The 17209-nt window shown below is 65.2% G+C and carries 19 protein-coding genes and 1 pseudogene; 8 read left to right on the forward strand and 12 right to left on the reverse strand.

Features of this window, described 5'->3' with window-relative positions; all coding sequences use genetic code 11:
* The first annotated feature begins 34 nt into the window (after nt 1-34).
* From GR328_RS03395 to GR328_RS03420, 6 genes are all read left to right on the forward strand, one after another.
* Nucleotides 35-1837, forward strand: coding sequence for a family 1 glycosylhydrolase (locus GR328_RS03395; protein WP_246215659.1), 1803 nt, complete (start codon nt 35-37; stop codon nt 1835-1837).
* On the forward strand, nt 1830-2378 hold the full coding sequence (locus GR328_RS03400) for a hypothetical protein (RefSeq protein WP_160883125.1): 549 nt from the start codon (nt 1830-1832) through the stop codon (nt 2376-2378). The genes GR328_RS03395 and GR328_RS03400 overlap by 8 nt, the downstream gene beginning before the upstream one ends.
* An 80-nt stretch (nt 2379-2458) precedes the next feature.
* Nucleotides 2459-3169 (forward strand): RNA polymerase sigma factor, encoded by a 711-nt coding sequence (locus tag GR328_RS03405; RefSeq protein ID WP_160883126.1) that lies wholly within the window; start codon nt 2459-2461, stop codon nt 3167-3169.
* Nucleotides 3170-3308: 139 nt separating this feature from the next.
* Nucleotides 3309-3779: a DUF2231 domain-containing protein gene (locus GR328_RS03410; protein WP_160883127.1), complete on the forward strand. Its 471-nt coding sequence runs from the start codon at nt 3309-3311 to the stop codon at nt 3777-3779.
* Between the two features lie 47 nt (nt 3780-3826).
* Nucleotides 3827-4267, forward strand: a complete 441-nt coding sequence (locus GR328_RS03415; RefSeq protein ID WP_160883128.1) for a PAS domain-containing protein — start codon at nt 3827-3829, stop codon at nt 4265-4267.
* A gap of 5 nt (nt 4268-4272) precedes the next feature.
* Nucleotides 4273-4824 carry a DUF488 domain-containing protein gene (locus GR328_RS03420; RefSeq protein WP_160883129.1) on the forward strand — a complete coding sequence of 184 codons (552 nt, stop codon included), beginning with the start codon at nt 4273-4275 and terminating at the stop codon, nt 4822-4824.
* On the opposite strand, the gene GR328_RS03425 is transcribed toward GR328_RS03420, so the two are convergent.
* The 4 genes from GR328_RS03425 to GR328_RS03440 form a co-directional block, all read right to left on the reverse strand.
* Entirely contained in the window at nt 4788-5279 is a 492-nt protein-coding gene (locus tag GR328_RS03425; RefSeq protein ID WP_160883130.1) for a nucleoside deaminase, read from the reverse strand. The two genes, GR328_RS03420 and GR328_RS03425, sit on opposite strands and share 37 nt — an antisense overlap.
* A 23-nt stretch (nt 5280-5302) precedes the next feature.
* On the reverse strand, nt 5303-5983 hold the full coding sequence (locus GR328_RS03430; RefSeq protein WP_205789717.1) for an ankyrin repeat domain-containing protein: 681 nt from the start codon (nt 5981-5983) through the stop codon (nt 5303-5305).
* Between the two features lie 108 nt (nt 5984-6091).
* On the reverse strand, nt 6092-6901 hold the full coding sequence (locus tag GR328_RS03435) for a pseudouridine synthase (protein WP_160883131.1): 810 nt from the start codon (nt 6899-6901) through the stop codon (nt 6092-6094).
* A gap of 19 nt (nt 6902-6920) precedes the next feature.
* Nucleotides 6921-8168 (reverse strand): Glu/Leu/Phe/Val family dehydrogenase, encoded by a 1248-nt coding sequence (locus GR328_RS03440; protein WP_425487009.1) that lies wholly within the window; start codon nt 8166-8168, stop codon nt 6921-6923.
* 478 nt (nt 8169-8646) lie between these two features.
* Here GR328_RS03440 and GR328_RS03445 point away from each other — a divergent pair, with 478 nt between their 5' ends.
* Complete coding sequence (locus GR328_RS03445; RefSeq protein ID WP_160883133.1) at nt 8647-9096, forward strand: GreA/GreB family elongation factor; 450 nt, start codon at nt 8647-8649, stop codon at nt 9094-9096.
* Between the two features lie 17 nt (nt 9097-9113).
* Complete coding sequence (locus GR328_RS03450; protein WP_246215660.1) at nt 9114-9530, forward strand: GreA/GreB family elongation factor; 417 nt, start codon at nt 9114-9116, stop codon at nt 9528-9530.
* Nucleotides 9531-10029: 499 nt separating this feature from the next.
* Here GR328_RS03450 and GR328_RS03455 read toward each other — a convergent pair whose 3' ends face one another.
* The 8 genes and pseudogenes from GR328_RS03455 to GR328_RS03490 all read right to left on the reverse strand — a co-directional run bounded on the left by GR328_RS03455 (nt 10030) and on the right by GR328_RS03490 (nt 16831).
* Nucleotides 10030-11895: a potassium/proton antiporter gene (locus GR328_RS03455; protein ID WP_160883134.1), complete on the reverse strand. Its 1866-nt coding sequence runs from the start codon at nt 11893-11895 to the stop codon at nt 10030-10032.
* 74 nt (nt 11896-11969) lie between these two features.
* Nucleotides 11970-12695 (reverse strand): uroporphyrinogen-III synthase, encoded by a 726-nt coding sequence (locus GR328_RS03460; protein WP_160883135.1) that lies wholly within the window; start codon nt 12693-12695, stop codon nt 11970-11972.
* Between the two features lie 377 nt (nt 12696-13072).
* Nucleotides 13073-13156, reverse strand: a pseudogene (locus GR328_RS28490) (hypothetical protein); the annotation flags it as partial.
* On the reverse strand, nt 13149-13667 hold the full coding sequence (locus tag GR328_RS03470; RefSeq protein WP_160883137.1) for a RidA family protein: 519 nt from the start codon (nt 13665-13667) through the stop codon (nt 13149-13151). The pseudogene GR328_RS28490 and the gene GR328_RS03470, both read right to left, overlap by 8 nt.
* Nucleotides 13668-13774: 107 nt before the next feature.
* Complete coding sequence (gene speE / locus GR328_RS03475) at nt 13775-14659, reverse strand: polyamine aminopropyltransferase (RefSeq protein WP_160883138.1); 885 nt, start codon at nt 14657-14659, stop codon at nt 13775-13777.
* Complete coding sequence (speD, locus tag GR328_RS03480) at nt 14656-15174, reverse strand: adenosylmethionine decarboxylase (protein WP_160883139.1); 519 nt, start codon at nt 15172-15174, stop codon at nt 14656-14658. The genes speE and speD overlap by 4 nt, the downstream gene beginning before the upstream one ends.
* A 107-nt stretch (nt 15175-15281) precedes the next feature.
* Nucleotides 15282-15710, reverse strand: a complete 429-nt coding sequence (gene rnk, locus GR328_RS03485) for a nucleoside diphosphate kinase regulator (RefSeq protein WP_160883140.1) — start codon at nt 15708-15710, stop codon at nt 15282-15284.
* A 560-nt stretch (nt 15711-16270) separates the two neighbouring features.
* Nucleotides 16271-16831, reverse strand: a complete 561-nt coding sequence (locus tag GR328_RS03490; RefSeq protein ID WP_160883141.1) for a PTS sugar transporter subunit IIA — start codon at nt 16829-16831, stop codon at nt 16271-16273.
* Nucleotides 16832-17209: the final 378 nt, after the last annotated feature.

Genomic DNA, 17209 nt, shown 5'->3' on the forward strand with positions numbered 1-17209 from the left:
CACCGGGGCCCTGCCGGACGTAGATGAGGGCGCCATGATCCGCTCGGTTGCCTACATGAAGGCGGTTCTCGCCGGCATGGCGGGAGCCATCGCTTGGGAGATCGTTGCCCGGCTGCTGATTTGGGCCGGCGTGCCGTTCTTTGACCTTGTCATGACGCTCGGGACTTTGGTCCTCCCCCATGCGCCGGTATGGGAAGCCTGGCTGGCCGGGATGACGGTTCACCTTCTCGTCGGCGCGATCTGGGCTGTCTTCTACGCCTACTTCTTCTGGTCCGTTCTGCCGCTGCGTCCAGCCGTGCAGGGTCTGGTGTTCGCCTTCGTGCCCATGCCGCTGGCGATCTTCATCATGCATCCGCAGTTCGACCTGATGCACCCGCTGGTCCAAAGCGGCGAAATGTCCTCGTCGGGCCTATTTGGCTTAGGCGGCGGGGTGCACGAGCCGCTCTCCATCGCTGTGGGCCATCTGATCTGGGGCACCGTGCTGGGCCTGCTTTACACCCGGCCTGTCGGCTTGCCGGCGAACCGTCCCCCACGCCTGACCCGCCAGCCTGTCAGATCACATCCATCCTCCAATTTGGCTCCCGATCCGGCCGAACACAGGTTCATGTTTGCGACCGGCATCGAGTGCAGCTATCCCACCCTTGAGGGCGGCCGCTGGCGCATGGACCAGATGGCGGCCTGCGGCCATTACCGCCACTGGCGTACCGATCTTCAGCTCGTGCGGGATCTCGGCCTACGCTACCTGCGTTACGGCCCTCCCCTGCATCTGATCCATCGGGGTCCCAGCCAATACGATTGGGCCTTCCTGGACGAGGTCGCCGCCGAGATGCAGCGGCTCGGCATCGTGCCGATCATGGACCTGTGCCATTTCGGCCTGCCCGACTGGCTGCAGAACTTCCAGAACCCGGAGGTGCCGCAAGCGCTCGCCGACTATGCCCGAGCGTTCGCACAGCGCTATCCGTGGGTGCAGTTCTACACGCCCGTGAACGAGATGTATGTGTGCGCCAAGCTCAGTGCCCTCGAAGGTCTCTGGAACGAGCAATGCCGGGACGAGCGCGCCTTCGTCACGGCTGTGCGCCACCTCGCCAAAGCCAACGTGCTGATGATGCAGGCAATTGCGGGCGAGCGCCCGGATGCCGTGTTCGTCAACAGCGAGAGCGGCGAGTTCTACCAGCCCTGTTGCCCTGATCCCGAGATCCGCCGCATCGCCGCCTTCGAGAACGAGCGGCGCTTCCTGCCGCTAGACCTGCTCTACGCCCGCCCAGTTCAAGACGACACGCGAGCATATCTTCTCCAGCACGGCATGCCGGTGGAGGAGTATGCCTGGTTCATGCAGCAGGACGTGCGCCGGCGGGCTATCCTCGGTGTCGACTACTACGAGTGGAACGAAAAGCTCATCGACAGCACCGGCCATGCCCAAGCGCTGGGTGAGCTGTTCGGGTGGTACGCCGTCGCTGGCCAGTACTATGAACGTTACCGGCGGCCGATGATGCACACCGAGACTAACCGCATGGATGCCCGCGACGGGCCACGCTGGCTCTGGCGGCAGTGGCACAATGTGCAGCTGATCCGTCAGGCCGGCGTGCCGGTGGTTGGCTTCACCTGGTACTCGCTCACGGATCAGGTCGACTGGGACATCGCCCTGCGGGAGCCGCTCGGCAATGTCAATCCGGTCGGCCTGTTCGACCTCAATCGCGACCTGCGGGTGGTCGGCCTCGCCTACCAGCATCTCGTGCGCCTCTTCGGGGCTGACCTCAGTGAGGCGCCACCCATCGAGGCAGTGCTGGACGAAGCGTCAAAGGTCGCACCACAAAAGATGAGGAGGCTCCATGCTTAGGATGCTGCAGGCGCACGGCCTCGAAGCCGGTCCAACCCAACGGCCGCTTCTCGCAGGGGCCATCGCAGGCGTGTCGGCAGCCATCCCGGCCCTGTCGATCCTAGCCGGCTTTCAGTCCCTGGATGCACCTGCCCGAGCTATCGGCACGTCCGCGGTGGCTACCGGTCTCGTCTATGCCGGACTGATGCTTCTCGGCGGGATCCTGCACGGCTGGCTGTTCCAGCGGGCGGCCAACGACATGCGGGGCGGCTGGCTCTTTGGGATGGCGTTCGGTTTCGTCCTGTGGATGCTCGGGCCCGTCCCGCTGCTGCAATGGCTTCCGCACCAGCCCACCCTGCACGGCTATCCCGCCGCTGGGCTGCTGTTGGCTCAATTGCTCTGGGGTTTGGCGATGGGCGTGGCGTTCCCCCTCATGCACCGTCATCTCCATGTCAGTCTGGAGAATGGATCAGGCTCCACATTCCAGTCCACCGGTCCGGAGGCGGTCGCCCAGACGCAGATGCTTCGGCCACTCCCACCTTCCGGGCGCCGGCGGCGCTGAAACGAGGTGCCCTTCCCATCCTCGGTCCGGGAACCTTTGTCCGGATGTCCCATCTAATAGGCAGCAACAGGAGCTTGGCCATGCAGACGGCAACGGTCGCAGCAACACGGTTGGACGGGCTTGATGATGGGGCGCTGGTGGCGTTGGCCCGAAGCCGGGACGGGGCTGCGGTCCGGCTCATCATGCAGAGGCACAACCGTCGGCTCTTCCGGGTTGCCCGCGGCGTCCTCAATGACGATGCCGAGGCGGAGGACGTGGTGCAGGAGACCTATGTTCGCGCCTTCACCCATCTCGACGGCTTCCGCGGCGAGGCTCAGCTCTCGACCTGGCTCACACGCATTGCGCTCAATGAGGCCCTCGGACGACTCCGACGTCGGCGCATCACCGTTGGATTGAAGGACATTGATGCCATCAACGACCAAGGAGAGGACCGCGTGATCTACCTGCCGTCGGCCCGCCAGGACAGCGACCCGGAAGCCGCCGCCGCTCGGGCTGAGGTGCGGCGCCTGCTCGAACGCGCCGTGGACGAACTGCCCGAGTCCTTCCGCATCGTCTTTGTCCTCCGGGACATCGAGGAGATGAGCATTGAGGAGACCGCCGCCCAACTGGCCCTGCGCCCGGAGACCGTCAAGACGAGGCTTCACCGAGCCCGGCGTCTCCTGCGGCAGTCCCTCGACCGGACCCTGTCCTCCGCCGTGAGTGACGTCTTTCCATGCGCCGGCGCCCGCTGCGCCCGGATCACGCAGACCGTGTTGGAACGGCTCGGCTTGTCCGAGCCCCCTGAAGGATGACCGTGCCGAGGGCAGAAAGATCACGGGCGTCGGACGTCGCGCCGGTCGTTGTCGGCCCAAAGCCATCAAGGGGTCGAGGCCCTTTGGAGGATGAGGGGCAAAATCACTGCGGAGCTTCCTGCTGAACGAGGAGAATGCCATGCGAGCTGAGAACCCTGTACGAGACCGCAATCCCCAGAGCACCGCACAGATCGCCGGACATCCGCTGCACCCGATGCTGATCCCGTTCCCGGTTGCTTTTCTCGTGGCCACCCTCGTGTGTGACCTGCTCTTCTGGAACACGGGCAACAGCGCCTGGAGCACGGCGTCGCTGTATCTCCTGGGCGCCGCGCTCGTCATGGCGGCCCTCGCAGCCGTTGCCGGCCTGACCGAATTCCTGGGCGACCGGCGCATCCGCGATCTGTCGGCGGCCTGGCATCACATGCTCGGCAACGTTGTTGTTGTGCTTCTCTCGCTGTGGAATTGGTACCGTCGCTACGAGGCTGGAGACGCCGCCGTACTGCCGACAGGCCTCATGATCTCGCTCGTTGTCGTTCTCCTGCTGCTCTACACCGGCTGGCGTGGGTGGGAGATGGTCTATCGCCACCGCGTCGCCGTCTCGGACCGGTGAACCTGATCCGAACGCTCCATGCGGGAGAAATTTGAAGGGAGGCGGAGATGGACCTGACCCGACTTGTTGCCGAAGCCATCCTTTCCGCTTCCGCTGACGCCGTAGTAGCAACAGACCATGATGGGATCATCCGCGTGTGGAACCCCGGGGCCGAGCGGATCTTCGGCCATCCCGCCGACGAGGCCTTGGGGCAGTCGCTCGACCTCATCATCCCGGAGCGCCTGCGCCCGCGCCACTGGGAAGGCTTCCGCCGGGTCATGGCGACGGGCGCGAGCCATTACGGCGAAGGCGATCTGCTGTCGGTGCCGGGTCTCCGCAAGGACGGCCAACGCATCTCGCTGGAGTTCACCATCGTGCCGCTCAAGGACGAGCAGGGACAGATGCAGGGCCTCGCCGCGGTCATGCGGGACGTGACCAGCCGGTTCGAGGAGATCAGAGGCCTGAAGAACAAGTTGGCGGAGGCAACCGCACCCCCGAGCCCCCACTGACCGGCATGGCGAATCCGTTCTACACCATCGGGCATTCCACCCGCACCATTCCGGACTTCGTCGATCTCCTCCGCGAGGCGAACGTCCATCTTGTGGTGGATGTCCGAACGGTGCCGCGCTCCCGGACGAACCCGCAGTTCAACCGCGATGCCCTGCCCGACAGCCTGGCGGCGTACCAGATCGGATACGAGCACATCGCCGAACTCGGTGGGCTGCGTGGCAGGCAGCGCCAAGCCGAGCCGTCCCCCAACGGATTCTGGCAGAACACGAGTTTCCGGAACTATGCCGACTATGCCCTGACGGACCGGTTCCGGGGCGGGCTCGACCGCCTGTCCGACCTCGGCGACCGGAGCGTCGCGGCGATCATGTGCGCCGAAGCGGTGTGGTGGCGCTGCCACCGCCGGATCATCGCCGATTACCTGCTCGCCTCCGGCCATGCGGTGTTCCACATCCTCGGCCCCGGCAAGATTGAGCCCGCATCGATGACACCAGCGGCCCGGTTGACGGCGGATGGGATTATCTACGCGGGACTGCCGGAGCCGTCGTGTGCCGTCTGAGCAGTGTCCCGCCACATCTCGTAGAGATCGTCCTCCTCCGGACGGAGGGGCACATAGGCAATCCTGAGCGATTGCCGGTCCAGCGGTTTTGCCAATTCGGCATAAATGGCCGCCGTCGACAGGCCGTACGGCTCGCCGTCATCATTGGAGTAGGCGTAGGTCACTTCGCGAATGCCCGTGAGATGCATGGCCGACAGGCACATCGGACAGGGATGACCGCTGGCGTAGATCACACAGCCATCGAGGCGCGGGCTGCCGAGCGCCCGGCTTGCGGCGCGGATCGCCTGGAGTTCGGCATGGGTGGTCGGGTCCTGCGTCGTGTGAATCTCGTTGACGCCCGTGGCGATCACGATGTCGTCCTTGACGAGGACGGCCCCAAAGGGACGGCCGCCCTTGCGCACGTTCTCGCGCGCCAGATCAATGGCTTCACAGAGGAAGCGCTCGGCTGGGGACATGTCGTTTCTCCTCGTCTCTTGGTTCAGCGTGCGCCAGCCGCGGTCAGGAGTTGTTCGATCTCATGGTAGCCACCTCGGCGTGCATGCTGCAGCGGCGTGACCCCGTCGTGGTCGGCGAGGTTGGCGTTCGCTCCCGCATCGAGCAGCAGGCGAATAATTTCAGCATGCTTCGGCCCGCCTTCCCCGAGGATGATCGCCTCCAGCAACGCGGTCCAGCCCAGCTTGTTCACGTGGTCGATATCCACACCAGCTTCAATCAGGGTGCGCACCGTCTCCACGTGCCCGCGCTCGGCAGCGGGAATGAGCGCCGTGCCGCCATAGCGGTTCGTGCTCCTGAGATCGGCGCCATGGGCGAGGGTCAGGCGGAGGATCTCAAGGTAGCCCCTGGCGCCGGCGAGCAGGTACGGGGAGTCGTTGATCTCGTCCTTCGCGTTCACATCGGCGCCTGCCTCAATCAGGGCTCTCGCGGTTGCAACGTGGTTGTTCTGGACCGCTGCCATGAGGGCCGTGCGCTGGCGGCTGTCACGGGCGTCCATGCTCGCCCCTTCACCCATGGCGCGCCTGACGCCGTCTGAATCGCCCCGCTCCGCGGCCGCTATGAGCTGGTGGTTGAGCGGCGAAGGGGACCCGGTCGAACCAAGACCCGAGAGTGTGCTCATCAGCAAGGCTCCCAACACCATGACGGGGAACAACAGTCTCACCATCGTGCCATCCACAACACCGTTCCGGCCCTTCCTGGTCCGGGATATTGGCCCACCATGTAACTTGGGAAGAGCACGCACGATGCGAAGGGCGATTGATCGCGGCATTCCTTACCGAGCTCCAAAATGGCCGGGCTGGCGCGAGGCGGTCGGGACCGGAATGTCGAGCATTGCCTTCTCGGCGGGTGTGAGGTGCCGGACGGCGCCCCTTGGGAGATCGCCCAGCCGCACGCCGCCCACATCGATGCGCACGAGGCGGAGCACCTCCGCCCCAACGGCGCCGAGCAGACGCCGGATCTGACGGTTTCTGCCTTCGTTGAGAACGACCTCAAGCCACGCGGTGCGGCTACCGGTGCGGATGATACGGGCTGACCTCGCGACCAGGCGTTCGCCGTCGAGAGTCATGCCGGCTTCAAGCCGCTCGAGCATGGCCTCATTCGGCAGGCGGTCGATCTGGACGTGGTAGACCTTCTCGACGTTCGATGCTGGATCCAGCACACGCTGGGCCCAGCGTGTGTCATTGGTCAGTAGGAGTAGGCCTTCGCTTGCCTTGTCGAGCCGACCTACGGGGACAACGAACGGCAGAACGAGCCCTTCGAGGCAGCCATAGACCGTCGCCCGCTCCTGCGGATCGTCGCGGGTGGTAACCACGCCACGCGGCTTGTTGAGCATCAGGTAGACCTTGCTCTCGGCCACGACCGGCTGGCCATCGACAGAGATGCGGGCCCGCGCGGGATCGACACGGGCCGTCGGGCTACCGACAACCCGGCCGTCGACGCACACACGTCCCTCGGCAATCATGGCCTCGGCTTGTGTGCGGGAGCAGAACCCGAGCTTCGACAGGGCGCGTGGAAGGCTGACCACGGCATCGTTCTGACGCCGCGACCCACCCGCACCCCGCAACCGGGGTGTTGGTTTCATGATGGTGTCGGTCCGGATGTCAGCTCGTGAAGAACTGCTGCGTGCCGTGCGCCTCGATGGCGCCCGCAAGCCGCGAGAGCGCATGCACGTAGGCGGCGCTGCGCAGGGTGATGCCCTTGTCCCGGGCGCGGGCCCAGATGGCATCCCCTTCCCGCTCCATCATCGACTTCAGCCGGGCATGCACGTCCTCGACCGGCCAGTAGTAGCCCTGCCGGTTCTGCACCCACTCGAAGTACGAGACCGTGACACCGCCCGCGTTCGCCAGGATATCCGGCAGAACGACGACGTTCTTGGCGGCCAGGATTGCGTCGGCCTCGGGCGTGATCGGGCCGTTGGCGAGTTCGAGAACGACGCGAGCCTTGACGCCGGCGGCGTTCCCCTCGTGGATCATGTCCTCCAGGGCCGCCGGAACGAGCAGCTCGCAATCGACCGCAACGAGATCGTCGGCGGGAAGAGCGGAGATGCCGTCAGTCCCGGCAAGGTTCGTGACGGATCCCTGCCCCTTGGCTGCGAGCAGATTGCCGATGTCGAGACCCGACGGGCAATGGATCGCCCCCTTCGAGTCCGAGACCGCCACGATGCTGTATCCGTCGTCTGCCAGCAGCCGTGCGATGTGCTGGCCGGCATTGCCGAAGCCCTGGATCGCCACCCGTGACCCCGGCTCCAGTCCAAGCTGCCGGGCGAGGCGCTGGACGAGATAGTAGCCGCCGCGGGCCGTCGCGTCATCACGCCCGAGCGAGCCGCCAAGCGCGATGGGCTTGCCGGTGATCACCGCCGGCGTCGCCTGGCCGACGATGGAGGCGTACTCATCGGCCATCCAGCCCATGATCATCGAGTTGGTGTAGACGTCAGGCGCCGGGATGTCCCGGTCGGGCCCGACGATCTTGGAGAAGGCCTGCACATAGGCACGCGAAAGGCGCTCCAGTTCGGCCTTGGACAGGGTATGGGGATCGACCTGCACGGCGCCCTTGCCGCCGCCATAGGGCAGGTTCATCACCGCGCACTTGAAGGTCATCCAGAAGGCAAGCGTCTCCACTTCCTCCATGGTCGAGTCCGGGTGGAAGCGGATGCCGCCCTTGGTCGGGCCGCGGGTGTCGTCATAGCGGCAACGCCAGGCCATGAAGGATTTGCGGGAGCCGTCGTCCATGCGGATCATCAGGCGGACCTTCGTGGTCTCACGCGGGTACTTCAACTTTTCGAGAACGTCCGCGTCGAGGTCGAGGTGCCGGGCTGCGTCGTCAAGGCGTGTCAGGGCCTGGTCCAGCATGGAGGCTGCTTGCAATTAATCTCGCTCCTGTATATTGTTGCAAATCTGGCGGGATGCCGTTGGGGCGTCTTAATGGCGGCTTCCGCTTTGGAGTGCAACACCTTGGGGGAGGCTGCGTCGATGCGGAACAGCTGGAGCCCGCCGCCGTCTTCGCCGGCCCCTACTCCCTTCGCACAGCGCTTGTACCGTCCGCAGGCTTGCATTCGCAGGCAACGGGGCTATCTTGTAGGTGTCATGATTAAGCTCGTGAAAAATCTTCGTTTTCTGGCGCACGCGGGCTGCCTCAAAGCAGGCAGGTAACCCCGGGATCCGGCGTGACCACTCAGGTCGCCGGCGCTCCGGGGTCATGAACTCTCCGTCTCATTATCATTGAGCCGCTGCATGTGCCACCCGGCCCATGTCGGTCTCTTATGGCTGCCAGTCCCCCTGCCGGAGGGCGTTCGCCCTTGGGAGGACATCTGGCTCGAGGAGGTTTTCCATGAACGCGCAGCACGATCTTCCCTCGATCATCCTCGCGACCAACGACTACAATCGCTTGCTGTTCACGGCGATGATCCGGCAGAAGCACAGCCGCCGGACGCCTGACTTTCTGCTCACCGAACTGCGTCGGGCAGAGATTTGCCACCCGGCGGCACTGCCGGAGGATGTCGTCTCCACGAACTGCCGCGTGATCTATCGCATTGACGACGAACTGCGGTCGCGGGCGCATCTGCTCGTTCATCCCGACGACCTGATCTGGCCTGGCGCCGAAATCTCCGTTGCAACACCGCTTGGGACCGCCCTTCTGGGTCTGCGGGTCGGTGATCGCATGTCGTTTCAGGACGATGGTGGCGAACCCCACGAGGTGTTCGTGGAGGGCATCGGCCTTCGGTTCCTGGACGACGGTCCGCTGGTCACCCGCACCCCTGGCGGCATCACCTGCGCTTGAGGCCCGTGGAGGACATCATGATCAAGCAAGAGAGTTTTCCACCTGTGACGATCTCGGTGGGCGATTACGATCGTCTCGCGTTTCTCGCGTCGTTCGGTTTGAGCTTCGAGCAGGACCGCCCCGCAGCGGCGATGCTGGCGAACGAGCTGATCCGGGCGACGATCCTGACACCCGATGACATTCCGCCGTCGGTCGCTACGATGCACTCGCGGCTGGAGTTCCGTGATGACGTCACCTGGGACGTCCGGAGCGCCACGCTGGTCTACCCCGACGAGGACGATGGTGAGCCGGACCGGGTCTCGGTGCTGTCACCGGAAGGTGCGGCGCTGGTCGGCCTTGGCGAAGACCAGTCGATCACGTGGCGGACCCCGAAGGGATGGCGCAGCCTGACCCTCCTGCGTGTCCTCTATCAAGCCGCATGGTCACTTCGTTGAGCCATGGAGGGAACTGTCATGATGGACCAGGAGCTTATTTCCGTCGTGCTCATCCTGGGCTGCTATCTGGTCTACCGGGTGGCCATTCACTCAGGAATCCGACGCCCCCATGACGATCGCAGGGTCCGGAAGTGAATGTTCGACGGTTGGTCCGGAACGACGTCACCATCGGCGGCAGGGCGGCCCCAGGTCATCCGGGGCCGTCACCTCTCCGAACGGGGGCCGGCGATCGTGGCGAACGGGTGACGCAGGCTTGCATCATCGCACCGGCAGGTGTGCGGCAGGAGGATGAGGTGACCAGAGCGCGTTTGGGCGATCTGCCCAACAGGAGCACGATCGGACCCCAGCGGGAGCCAGTGCCCTGCCGTCCTCGTGTCCCAGAGCCCGCGATGGAACGCCTGATGCGCTGGGTGGCCTGGGGGCTCGTGCTGCTCGGTACAGCCGCGGGCCTATGGGACCATTGGCCCCGCTGAGCGGACGCAAAGCCTGACGCACGGGGTCAAACGCTCCGGCTGTCTTCGGTTCTCGGGGGCGTTGGGGATACCGGCTCCATGGGTTTTGCGTGAGTCCGCCGCGTTCGCCACCAGGCACGGGCGGCTGCCTTCAGATCATGCCAGTTGAGAAAGAATGGCCAGTTCAGCCGGGGCTCATCATCGCTGCCGAGGTGCAGACCTACCACTCTCGGCAGCCCTGATCCGTCGATCTCTCGCACAATCAGGTCGATGCCGCCGAGGCCGACCCTGTCGCCGATCTCGACATGGCCGGCCAGTCTGCGCCGGATGAACTCGCCGACCGGCATATCCGGATCTCGCGGCAGCGGCATGTCATAACTCCGTGCGACAAGCCCGATGGGCTGCTGCGGATCGAGTGCGAACTGCCCGAAGAACAACGGGTCCTCGGCCGGGATGGGAACCGGGCTCGCAAACAGCCGGTCGAGCAGCGGCATGAGGCGTGGGGCCGCGAAGATGCACACGTAATCGCCGGACTGAATCCGCCCCGCATCGTGAAGGCGCATGGAGATTCCATCCCGGATGATCAGTGAGGGACGTGCCCACCGGGGCAGCCGCTGGCCCTTGGCGACCGGGCTGTCCGGAACGATGTGGTAGACCGCCAGCTCGTGCCTCGCCGTTCCGGGCAGCTCCAGCTGGATCTTCTCCAGTGGTCCGAGGGCGGGCGGGACCACGACCCCAAGGCGCCGGGCGACCGGCCTGAGGGTCCACCCCTGCAGAGCGAGGGACGTCAGCACCACAAGAAACGTGACGTTGAAGAAGGTCTGCCCGTTCGGAAGCCCTCCGATGATCGGCAGAAGGGCCAGCAGGATCGACACCGCCCCGCGCAGGCCGACCCAGCCGATGAAGGCGATGTCCTGCTGGTGCAGGCGAAAGGGAAGCAGGCACAGCCACACCGCCACAGGGCGGGCGAAAAACATCAGGACGACCGCAATGCCGATCCCCGGCACCACGGCTTGCGGGAACTGCGACGGGGTCGCGAAGAGGCCCAGCAGCAGGAACATGACGATCTGGCACAGCCAGGTGAGCCCGTCCATGAACCGCCGCAGCGAGGCCATTCCGCGTGCGGGCGCATTCCCGGCAATCAGGCCCGCAATGTAAACAGCGAGAAAGCCGCTGCCGCCCACCAGCCCGGTGGCGGCGAACGTCAGAAGGGCAGCCCCGATGGTGACCACCGCATAGAGGCCCGCCTCCAGGTTGAGCCTATTGATCCCTGCGGCCATGACGAGGCCGCCGCCAGCGCCAAGCGCCAATCCAAGCCCCATCTGCTCGCCCACCTGCCAGGCGAACTCCCATGACAGCCCTGCCGCACCCTTGCTCGCCACCAGCAGGTCGACCAGGGCTGTCGTGAGCAGGATGGCGATGGGATCGTTTGAGCTCGACTCCACCTCAAGGATCGAGCGGACGCGGTCCCGGATGGTGACGCCGCCAACCCGCAGAAGAAAGAACACGGCGGCCGCGTCGGTCGAGCCAATGATCGAGCCGAGCAGGAAACCCTCAAGATACGAGAGACCGAACAGGACATGGGCCGCAACGCCGACCAGGGCGGCTGTGGCGACGACGCCGATGGTCGCGAGCAGGAGCGCGGGTGCCGCGGCGCTGCGCAGGGACTTGAGCCGGGTGTTGAAGCCGCTGTCGAAGAGGATGACGGCAAGTGCCAAGCTGCCGATGAAGTATGCTGCAGAGGCGTCGCTGAACTGGAGGCCACCCGGCCCGTCCTCGCCGGCCAGGAGGCCGATGACAAGGAAGACGAGGAGCAGCGGGGCGCCAATCCGGAAGGCGACAAGGCTTGTGATCGCCGAGATCACGATCAGCCCTGCCCCGACCAGGATCGCCAGAAACATCGCATCGAACATCAGGGGCCGGACCTCTTGTTACTATCGGGAGAACCCGACATCAGGCCGGGCAGTGGCGACAAAACGATGGCGCGTCAGGCGTCCTTCGCTGTTACACGCAGAATGGCATCGCGGACACCATCCAGGCTCGGGGACGCGGCCACCACGATTTTTCGGAAACCTACTGGCCGGAGCACCTCCGCCACCTTGCAGCTGATCGCGACGGCCGTCATGCGACTGCTGGCCTCCACGAGGCCGGCTGCGATGACCAGGCTGCAGAACACGGCCGCCGTCCGGGCGGACAGAAACAGGGCGGCGTCGAACCTGGCGTGGGCGATCTCTCGCATGACCCCTGCATTCATGCGTTCGACCGCGACCGCGCGGTAAACCACCACCCGGTCGACCGTGAAGCCGGCGGGGGCAAGGCCCGCTCCGAGGTCGAGGCTGATGTCGAAGCCGCTGAGGTGGAGAAACCGTCCGGCACCTGGATCGGCGTGCCGCCGGACGTAAGCGATCAGGCTCACGGCCGTTCCGCCCGCGACCTGCACGTTCGAAAAGCCCGCGGCCTGGAGCGGCTCCGCCGTCGCCGGCCCGACGGCAAAGGTGGGAAGATCCCGACGAACACCGGGCACCCGGAGGAGCTCCCGCGAGGCGTTGGCGGAGGTGACCAGGAGCGCCGCCTTGCCCGCCAGGACGCCCGGATCCCAAGGGACCGGGACAATCCTCAGCAGCGGTTCGCCAAGCCATTCGATGCCATGGGCTGAGAGCACAGCCCCAAGCTCCTCGGCTTGCCCCGCTGGGCGCGTGAGCAGAACCCGCATCAGCTCCATCTGGTGGCGGCGCCATCCGGCGGCACGGTTCTGACGGGTACGAAGGCTCCGGTCACCCGTGGCCCAACCGCTTCGACCTCGACGCACGCATCCGGCGGCCCACTAGAGCCAATCACGGGCATCCGGTGCCCGGCACGCAGCCCGAGCAGGGCTAACCCGACGGGCGTCAGGATCGACAGCTCGGCCGGCGGCCACATGCGGTCGTCCGGGTGGATCAGCATGCGCTTGTCCGACGTGTCATCACCGCTCATCCGGTAGGTCACGAACGTGTCCAGCGCCACGACATCGTCCGGAAGCTCGTCCGCCGTGCACACAGTGGCCCGGTGCAGTTCCTGCAGGAGCGGTGCAGCGAGCGGATGGCCTTGCTCTGCCAGTTCCTGCGCCGCCCGCATCAGACGGCTATAGTCGTGGGCTGGCACCATGATCGGGGGAAGATGCAGGACGTTATTCATTGCGTGCCTCCTTCGCCAGTCGGCTCGAATTCTGGGCGTCGAAGTTCAGTTCGCTCGCCGGGGGCCCGTCCGCAGGAAGCGGGCGGCCTGGCGGCAGGATGGCCGTGGCGGCGATCTCCACGACAGCAGCCGGCTCGACCAGTCCCGTGACCTCCACCAGCACCATTGCCGGAAAATGGCGGCCCATGATCTCGCGGTAGACCAAACCAAGTTCCCGCAGCGTCGCCCGGTAGTGATCGATGTCGAGCACGTACCAGGTCATCTGGGCGATGTGCTCGGGCGCCCCGCCCGCCTCGGCCAGGACCGTCCGGAGATTTCGCAAGGCCTGACGTGCCTGAGGAACCAGCCCAAGGGTCGTCACCCTTCCGGCATTGTCGGTGGCGATCTGCCCGCCGATGAACACGAAGGTGCCCGTGCCGGCCATCGCATGCGAATAGCCGCGGGGACTCGGCCACTTGGGTGGATTGATCTCGCGCAGCGGGGGCGCCAGAGGCGGTGGAACGATGGTCATGGTGTGCTCCTGTCGGGCTCCGCGGCAAGGGCGGAGCCATCATGATCCAAAACGACGGCTGGTGAGGATCCCCGGGGCGGCGCCCGATCGGCCGCCGCCCCGGGGGCTCAGGTTCCTGTTTGCAGGAACTCCACCGGCATCGGATCGTCGCTCCGGACGAACGGCTCAAACGAAGGAGCCAGGGTGAACGCCGCACGGTGCACCTCCGGCGTGTAGTAGCGCGTCCGGCCTTGCAGCGGGCCACAGCGCTCGCGAAGCACCTTGCAGGGTGGACGCAACGCATCGCGGGATTCACCGGCCGCGACGAGCGCCAGCATGCCCCCGGCATAGGTCGGGACCGGTGCCAGGTAGGGCCGTACGCCGGCAAAGGATCCGGCAAGGCGCCCGCACACGTTCTCCAGTTCCTGCGGCTGGAAGAACGGAGCCCCACTCTGGACCGCAATCAACCCACCAGGACGGAGGCGAGTCCGGCAGGCCCGGTAGAAGGCGGCCGTAAACAACGCCTCCCCCGGTCCGATCGGGTCCGTCGAGTCGATGAGGATGACGTCGAACTTCTCCCGCGTTTCCGCGATGTAGCGTGTTCCGTCCATCACCAGCACGGTTGCCCTCGGATCATCGAAGGCTCCGCCCGACACCTCAGGAAGGTAACGACGCGACAGGTCGATCACCTCGCCGTCGAGTTCGACCAGCGTGGCCCGCTCGACAGGATGCTTCAGCACCTCTTTCAGGGTGCCGCCGTCACCACCGCCGATGATGAGCACGTTCCGCGCGGAACCGTGCGCCATCAGCGGAACGTGGGCGATCATCTCGTGATAGATGTGATTATCACGCTCCGTCAGCTGCACGACGCCGTCGAGCGCCAGCACCTTGCCAAAGATCGCGTTCTCGAAGATCAGGACGTCCTGAAACTCGGTCCGCCAATGGTAAAGCACCTTCTCGATGGAGAGCGTCTGGGCGTAGTGATCATACAGTTTCTCTTGGAACCACGTCATAGGATCACTCCCCGCTTATGCTCGGCGAGCGTCACCATCCCGGGCAGGAACACGCCCTTCAAGACCTCGATGGCCTTGTGAGGCTGCGCGTTGCCACACATGAACACGTCGACGGCCGCGTACGAGATTTCGGGCCAGGTGTGGATCGAGATGTGGCTCTCGGCCAGGACCGCCACGCCGGAGATGCCGCCGTTCGGCGAGAAGTGGTGGAGGTCGACATTCAACAACGTCGCGCCGGCGCGATCCGCGGCATCCCGCAACGCCTGCTCGACGACAGGCAGGTCATCCAGATTAGATGCATGCCAGAGGTCGACGATCAGATGGCTGCCGGCGAACACCATGCCGTCGCGCTGGATAAAATGGTCCAGGCGGCTGTCGTCAGCCGGCGCGTTGGCGGTGGGTACGATCGCGAGGGGCGTCGTCCGATCAGCATGACGCGTGCGGCCCTCAAAACCGTGCGCCGGCGGGCGCAGGTCGGGGGTGGCAATCACGCTGAGGCGGTTGGTTTTTTCCATTCAATTCTCCGCTGGCAGGACTTCTGCCGGTTACAAGGCAAGGGTGGACCACGCGACCGGGGGCCGCGTGGGGCATCGCTCGTGTTTCGAGCACGGGTCATGGGCGGCTAGGCGGGCTGGAGCTCCGCAGCCGCCGGTTCGCGGACCTGCAGCACGGTCAGACGCTTCGTGTCGCCGGTGCGGGTGGTCCAATCGATCGATTTGCCCACGGGCAGCCCGATCAGGGCGGTGCCGATGGGGGTCAGCACCGAGATGCGTCCCTTGGAGATGTCGGCCTCATTCGGGTAAACGAGGGTGACCGTCTGCACGCGCCCGGTCACGTCGTCGCGAAAGTCGACCTCGCAGCCCATGCAAACGGTGTCGGCGGGGTGGCGCCCTGCGGCAAGGACATGCGCCCGGTCGAGTTCATCGGCGAGTTCGGCCGCGACGTCGGGCATGGTGTGTGCGGCCGCGTTGGCAAGCACCGAGAGCTTCTCGTGATCATTCGCCGTCAGGGTGATGCGGGGCTTGGCCCCACCGCTGGTTCTCTTCGTCATGTCTGGTCTCCTGTTCTGTTCTGTTGGACGCGTTGGCAGGGTTCAGGCTGCGGACGGGCCGGGATCATCGTCGTCGTGTGTTGGTGGCTCTTGAACCCGCTCTGTCGCCGGACGCCGCGGCATCAGCCGCACAACCTTTCCGTCCGGCTGCTCCGCATCCTGCGACGCAGGTTTCGATGGCGGTTCGTTCGGGGACTGCTGCACGGCACGGCCTCCTCCGCTTTCAGCGTGGTTCTGGGCGAGTGCTGACCTGAGGATCCCCGCCAGAAATTCGGCTGTGGGACGTTCGGACCCAAGACGCGCTCCATCCCTCCGCAGGCCGCTGTGTTGGCCTGCCGGATAAACGGCGTTGTTCTCCGCAAGGCGGAGTGTGCGTTTGAAGATGTTGATAAGCATACCGCGGCACCGGACGCGTCAGCAGCCGGCCTCACAAGATGTCTGAAAGGTTAGAGATCCTGGAGCGCCCCGAGCTCGGAGCGCGCACGCGCGTTGAGCTCGGGGCTACTTGCCCGCGATGAGGTTGCCTGCCCGGTGCAGACCACGACGATAGTGTGCGATGCTCAACATAATACGTTTAAGGTGGTGCACATTGCTCCGTTTGTCAAATCGCCCGCCCGCGGTGTGGCGGAATGTCCGGACTCGGGCTCGTCATCGGGCTCACGCCAGGCGTCGCTTGTCAGCACCGCGTAAAGTGCCTCGGCGTCATCGGCCGACCTGAGGCATTCGGCCACCTCGGGGTCCCGCAGGCGCCGCACTACACAGGCCAGTGCTCGCAAATGCGTTGAGTCATCGCCGTTGGGGCTCAGAAGAAGGAATGCCAGATCCGACGGCAGACCATCGGCGGCGCCAAAGTCATGGGCTGGCCACAGGCGGGCAAAAATGCCCAGAGGCTGCTTGAGGCCGGAAACGGGAGCGTGCGGGATCGCGATCCCGCGCCCGAAACCGAACGTTGAGTGCTCGCCACGAGCAACAACCGCCTGCAGAACCGCGTAAGGCTTGAGAGAAGCTGCCTCGGCCGCAACATGGCTCATCTGGGTGATCACGTGTTTTGCGTCACGGGATCGTAGGCTTGGAATGATGCGGTCTGGCGTGATCAGACACGCCATCGTGACAGGTGCCATCGCCAATACCGGCCCGAAACCTCAGGCCGCCTCATGCTTTCGGGAAAACAGGATGTGGATGCGACGACCCGGACGGCTCCTGGAAGCCGTCACGGGCTTTAAGTGCCCGTTTGAAGGAGGCCTGCCCGGTAGAGCAATCGCTGCAAGATGGTCCGTGCGTTCATGACATGACACCAACGCGGGCTTGAAAGGTAAGTTCAAGCTGGCGCCGGCAGCTATCCTTAAGGGCTTCCTGATGAGACAGATCAAGGCTCGAAGGCTCGGAAGAGGCTGTTTTCTTGAATTGTTGCCGCTCCAGCCTATGTTGAGGTTACGATGTCGAGGCTCGTGAATCCTTTTCATTCGACCGCTGGAACGGCCCACCTCTCCTCCGGCTCC

Origin of the sequence: Microvirga makkahensis, from assembly GCF_009830105.1 — a bacterium.
In the GTDB taxonomy this organism is placed as follows: Bacteria; Pseudomonadota; Alphaproteobacteria; order Rhizobiales; family Beijerinckiaceae; genus Microvirga; species Microvirga makkahensis.

Bases quoted from the DNA above. Each gene is read 5' to 3' on its own strand.
- rnk (WP_160883140.1), bottom strand. From the start codon at position 15,710: ATGACGAAGAGAACCAGCGGTGGGGCCAAGCCCCGCATCACCCTGACG.
- GR328_RS03455 (WP_160883134.1), bottom strand. From the start codon at position 11,895: ATGTTCGATGCGATGTTTCTGGCGATCCTGGTCGGGGCAGGGCTGATC.
- GR328_RS03450 (WP_246215660.1), top strand. From the start codon at position 9,114: ATGATCAAGCAAGAGAGTTTTCCACCTGTGACGATCTCGGTGGGCGAT.
- GR328_RS03415 (WP_160883128.1), top strand. From the start codon at position 3,827: ATGGACCTGACCCGACTTGTTGCCGAAGCCATCCTTTCCGCTTCCGCT.
- GR328_RS03435 (WP_160883131.1), bottom strand. From the start codon at position 6,901: ATGAAACCAACACCCCGGTTGCGGGGTGCGGGTGGGTCGCGGCGTCAG.
- GR328_RS03445 (WP_160883133.1), top strand. From the start codon at position 8,647: ATGAACGCGCAGCACGATCTTCCCTCGATCATCCTCGCGACCAACGAC.
- speE (WP_160883138.1), bottom strand. From the start codon at position 14,659: ATGACGTGGTTCCAAGAGAAACTGTATGATCACTACGCCCAGACGCTC.
- GR328_RS03430 (WP_205789717.1), bottom strand. From the start codon at position 5,983: ATGGTGAGACTGTTGTTCCCCGTCATGGTGTTGGGAGCCTTGCTGATG.
- GR328_RS03395 (WP_246215659.1), top strand. From the start codon at position 35: ATGATCCGCTCGGTTGCCTACATGAAGGCGGTTCTCGCCGGCATGGCG.
- GR328_RS03490 (WP_160883141.1), bottom strand. From the start codon at position 16,831: ATGGCACCTGTCACGATGGCGTGTCTGATCACGCCAGACCGCATCATT.
- GR328_RS03400 (WP_160883125.1), top strand. From the start codon at position 1,830: ATGCTTAGGATGCTGCAGGCGCACGGCCTCGAAGCCGGTCCAACCCAA.
- GR328_RS03470 (WP_160883137.1), bottom strand. From the start codon at position 13,667: ATGACCATCGTTCCACCGCCTCTGGCGCCCCCGCTGCGCGAGATCAAT.
- GR328_RS03460 (WP_160883135.1), bottom strand. From the start codon at position 12,695: ATGCGGGTTCTGCTCACGCGCCCAGCGGGGCAAGCCGAGGAGCTTGGG.
- GR328_RS03425 (WP_160883130.1), bottom strand. From the start codon at position 5,279: ATGTCCCCAGCCGAGCGCTTCCTCTGTGAAGCCATTGATCTGGCGCGC.
- GR328_RS03440 (WP_425487009.1), bottom strand. From the start codon at position 8,168: ATGCTGGACCAGGCCCTGACACGCCTTGACGACGCAGCCCGGCACCTC.
- GR328_RS03410 (WP_160883127.1), top strand. From the start codon at position 3,309: ATGCGAGCTGAGAACCCTGTACGAGACCGCAATCCCCAGAGCACCGCA.
- speD (WP_160883139.1), bottom strand. From the start codon at position 15,174: ATGGAAAAAACCAACCGCCTCAGCGTGATTGCCACCCCCGACCTGCGC.
- GR328_RS03405 (WP_160883126.1), top strand. From the start codon at position 2,459: ATGCAGACGGCAACGGTCGCAGCAACACGGTTGGACGGGCTTGATGAT.
- GR328_RS03420 (WP_160883129.1), top strand. From the start codon at position 4,273: ATGGCGAATCCGTTCTACACCATCGGGCATTCCACCCGCACCATTCCG.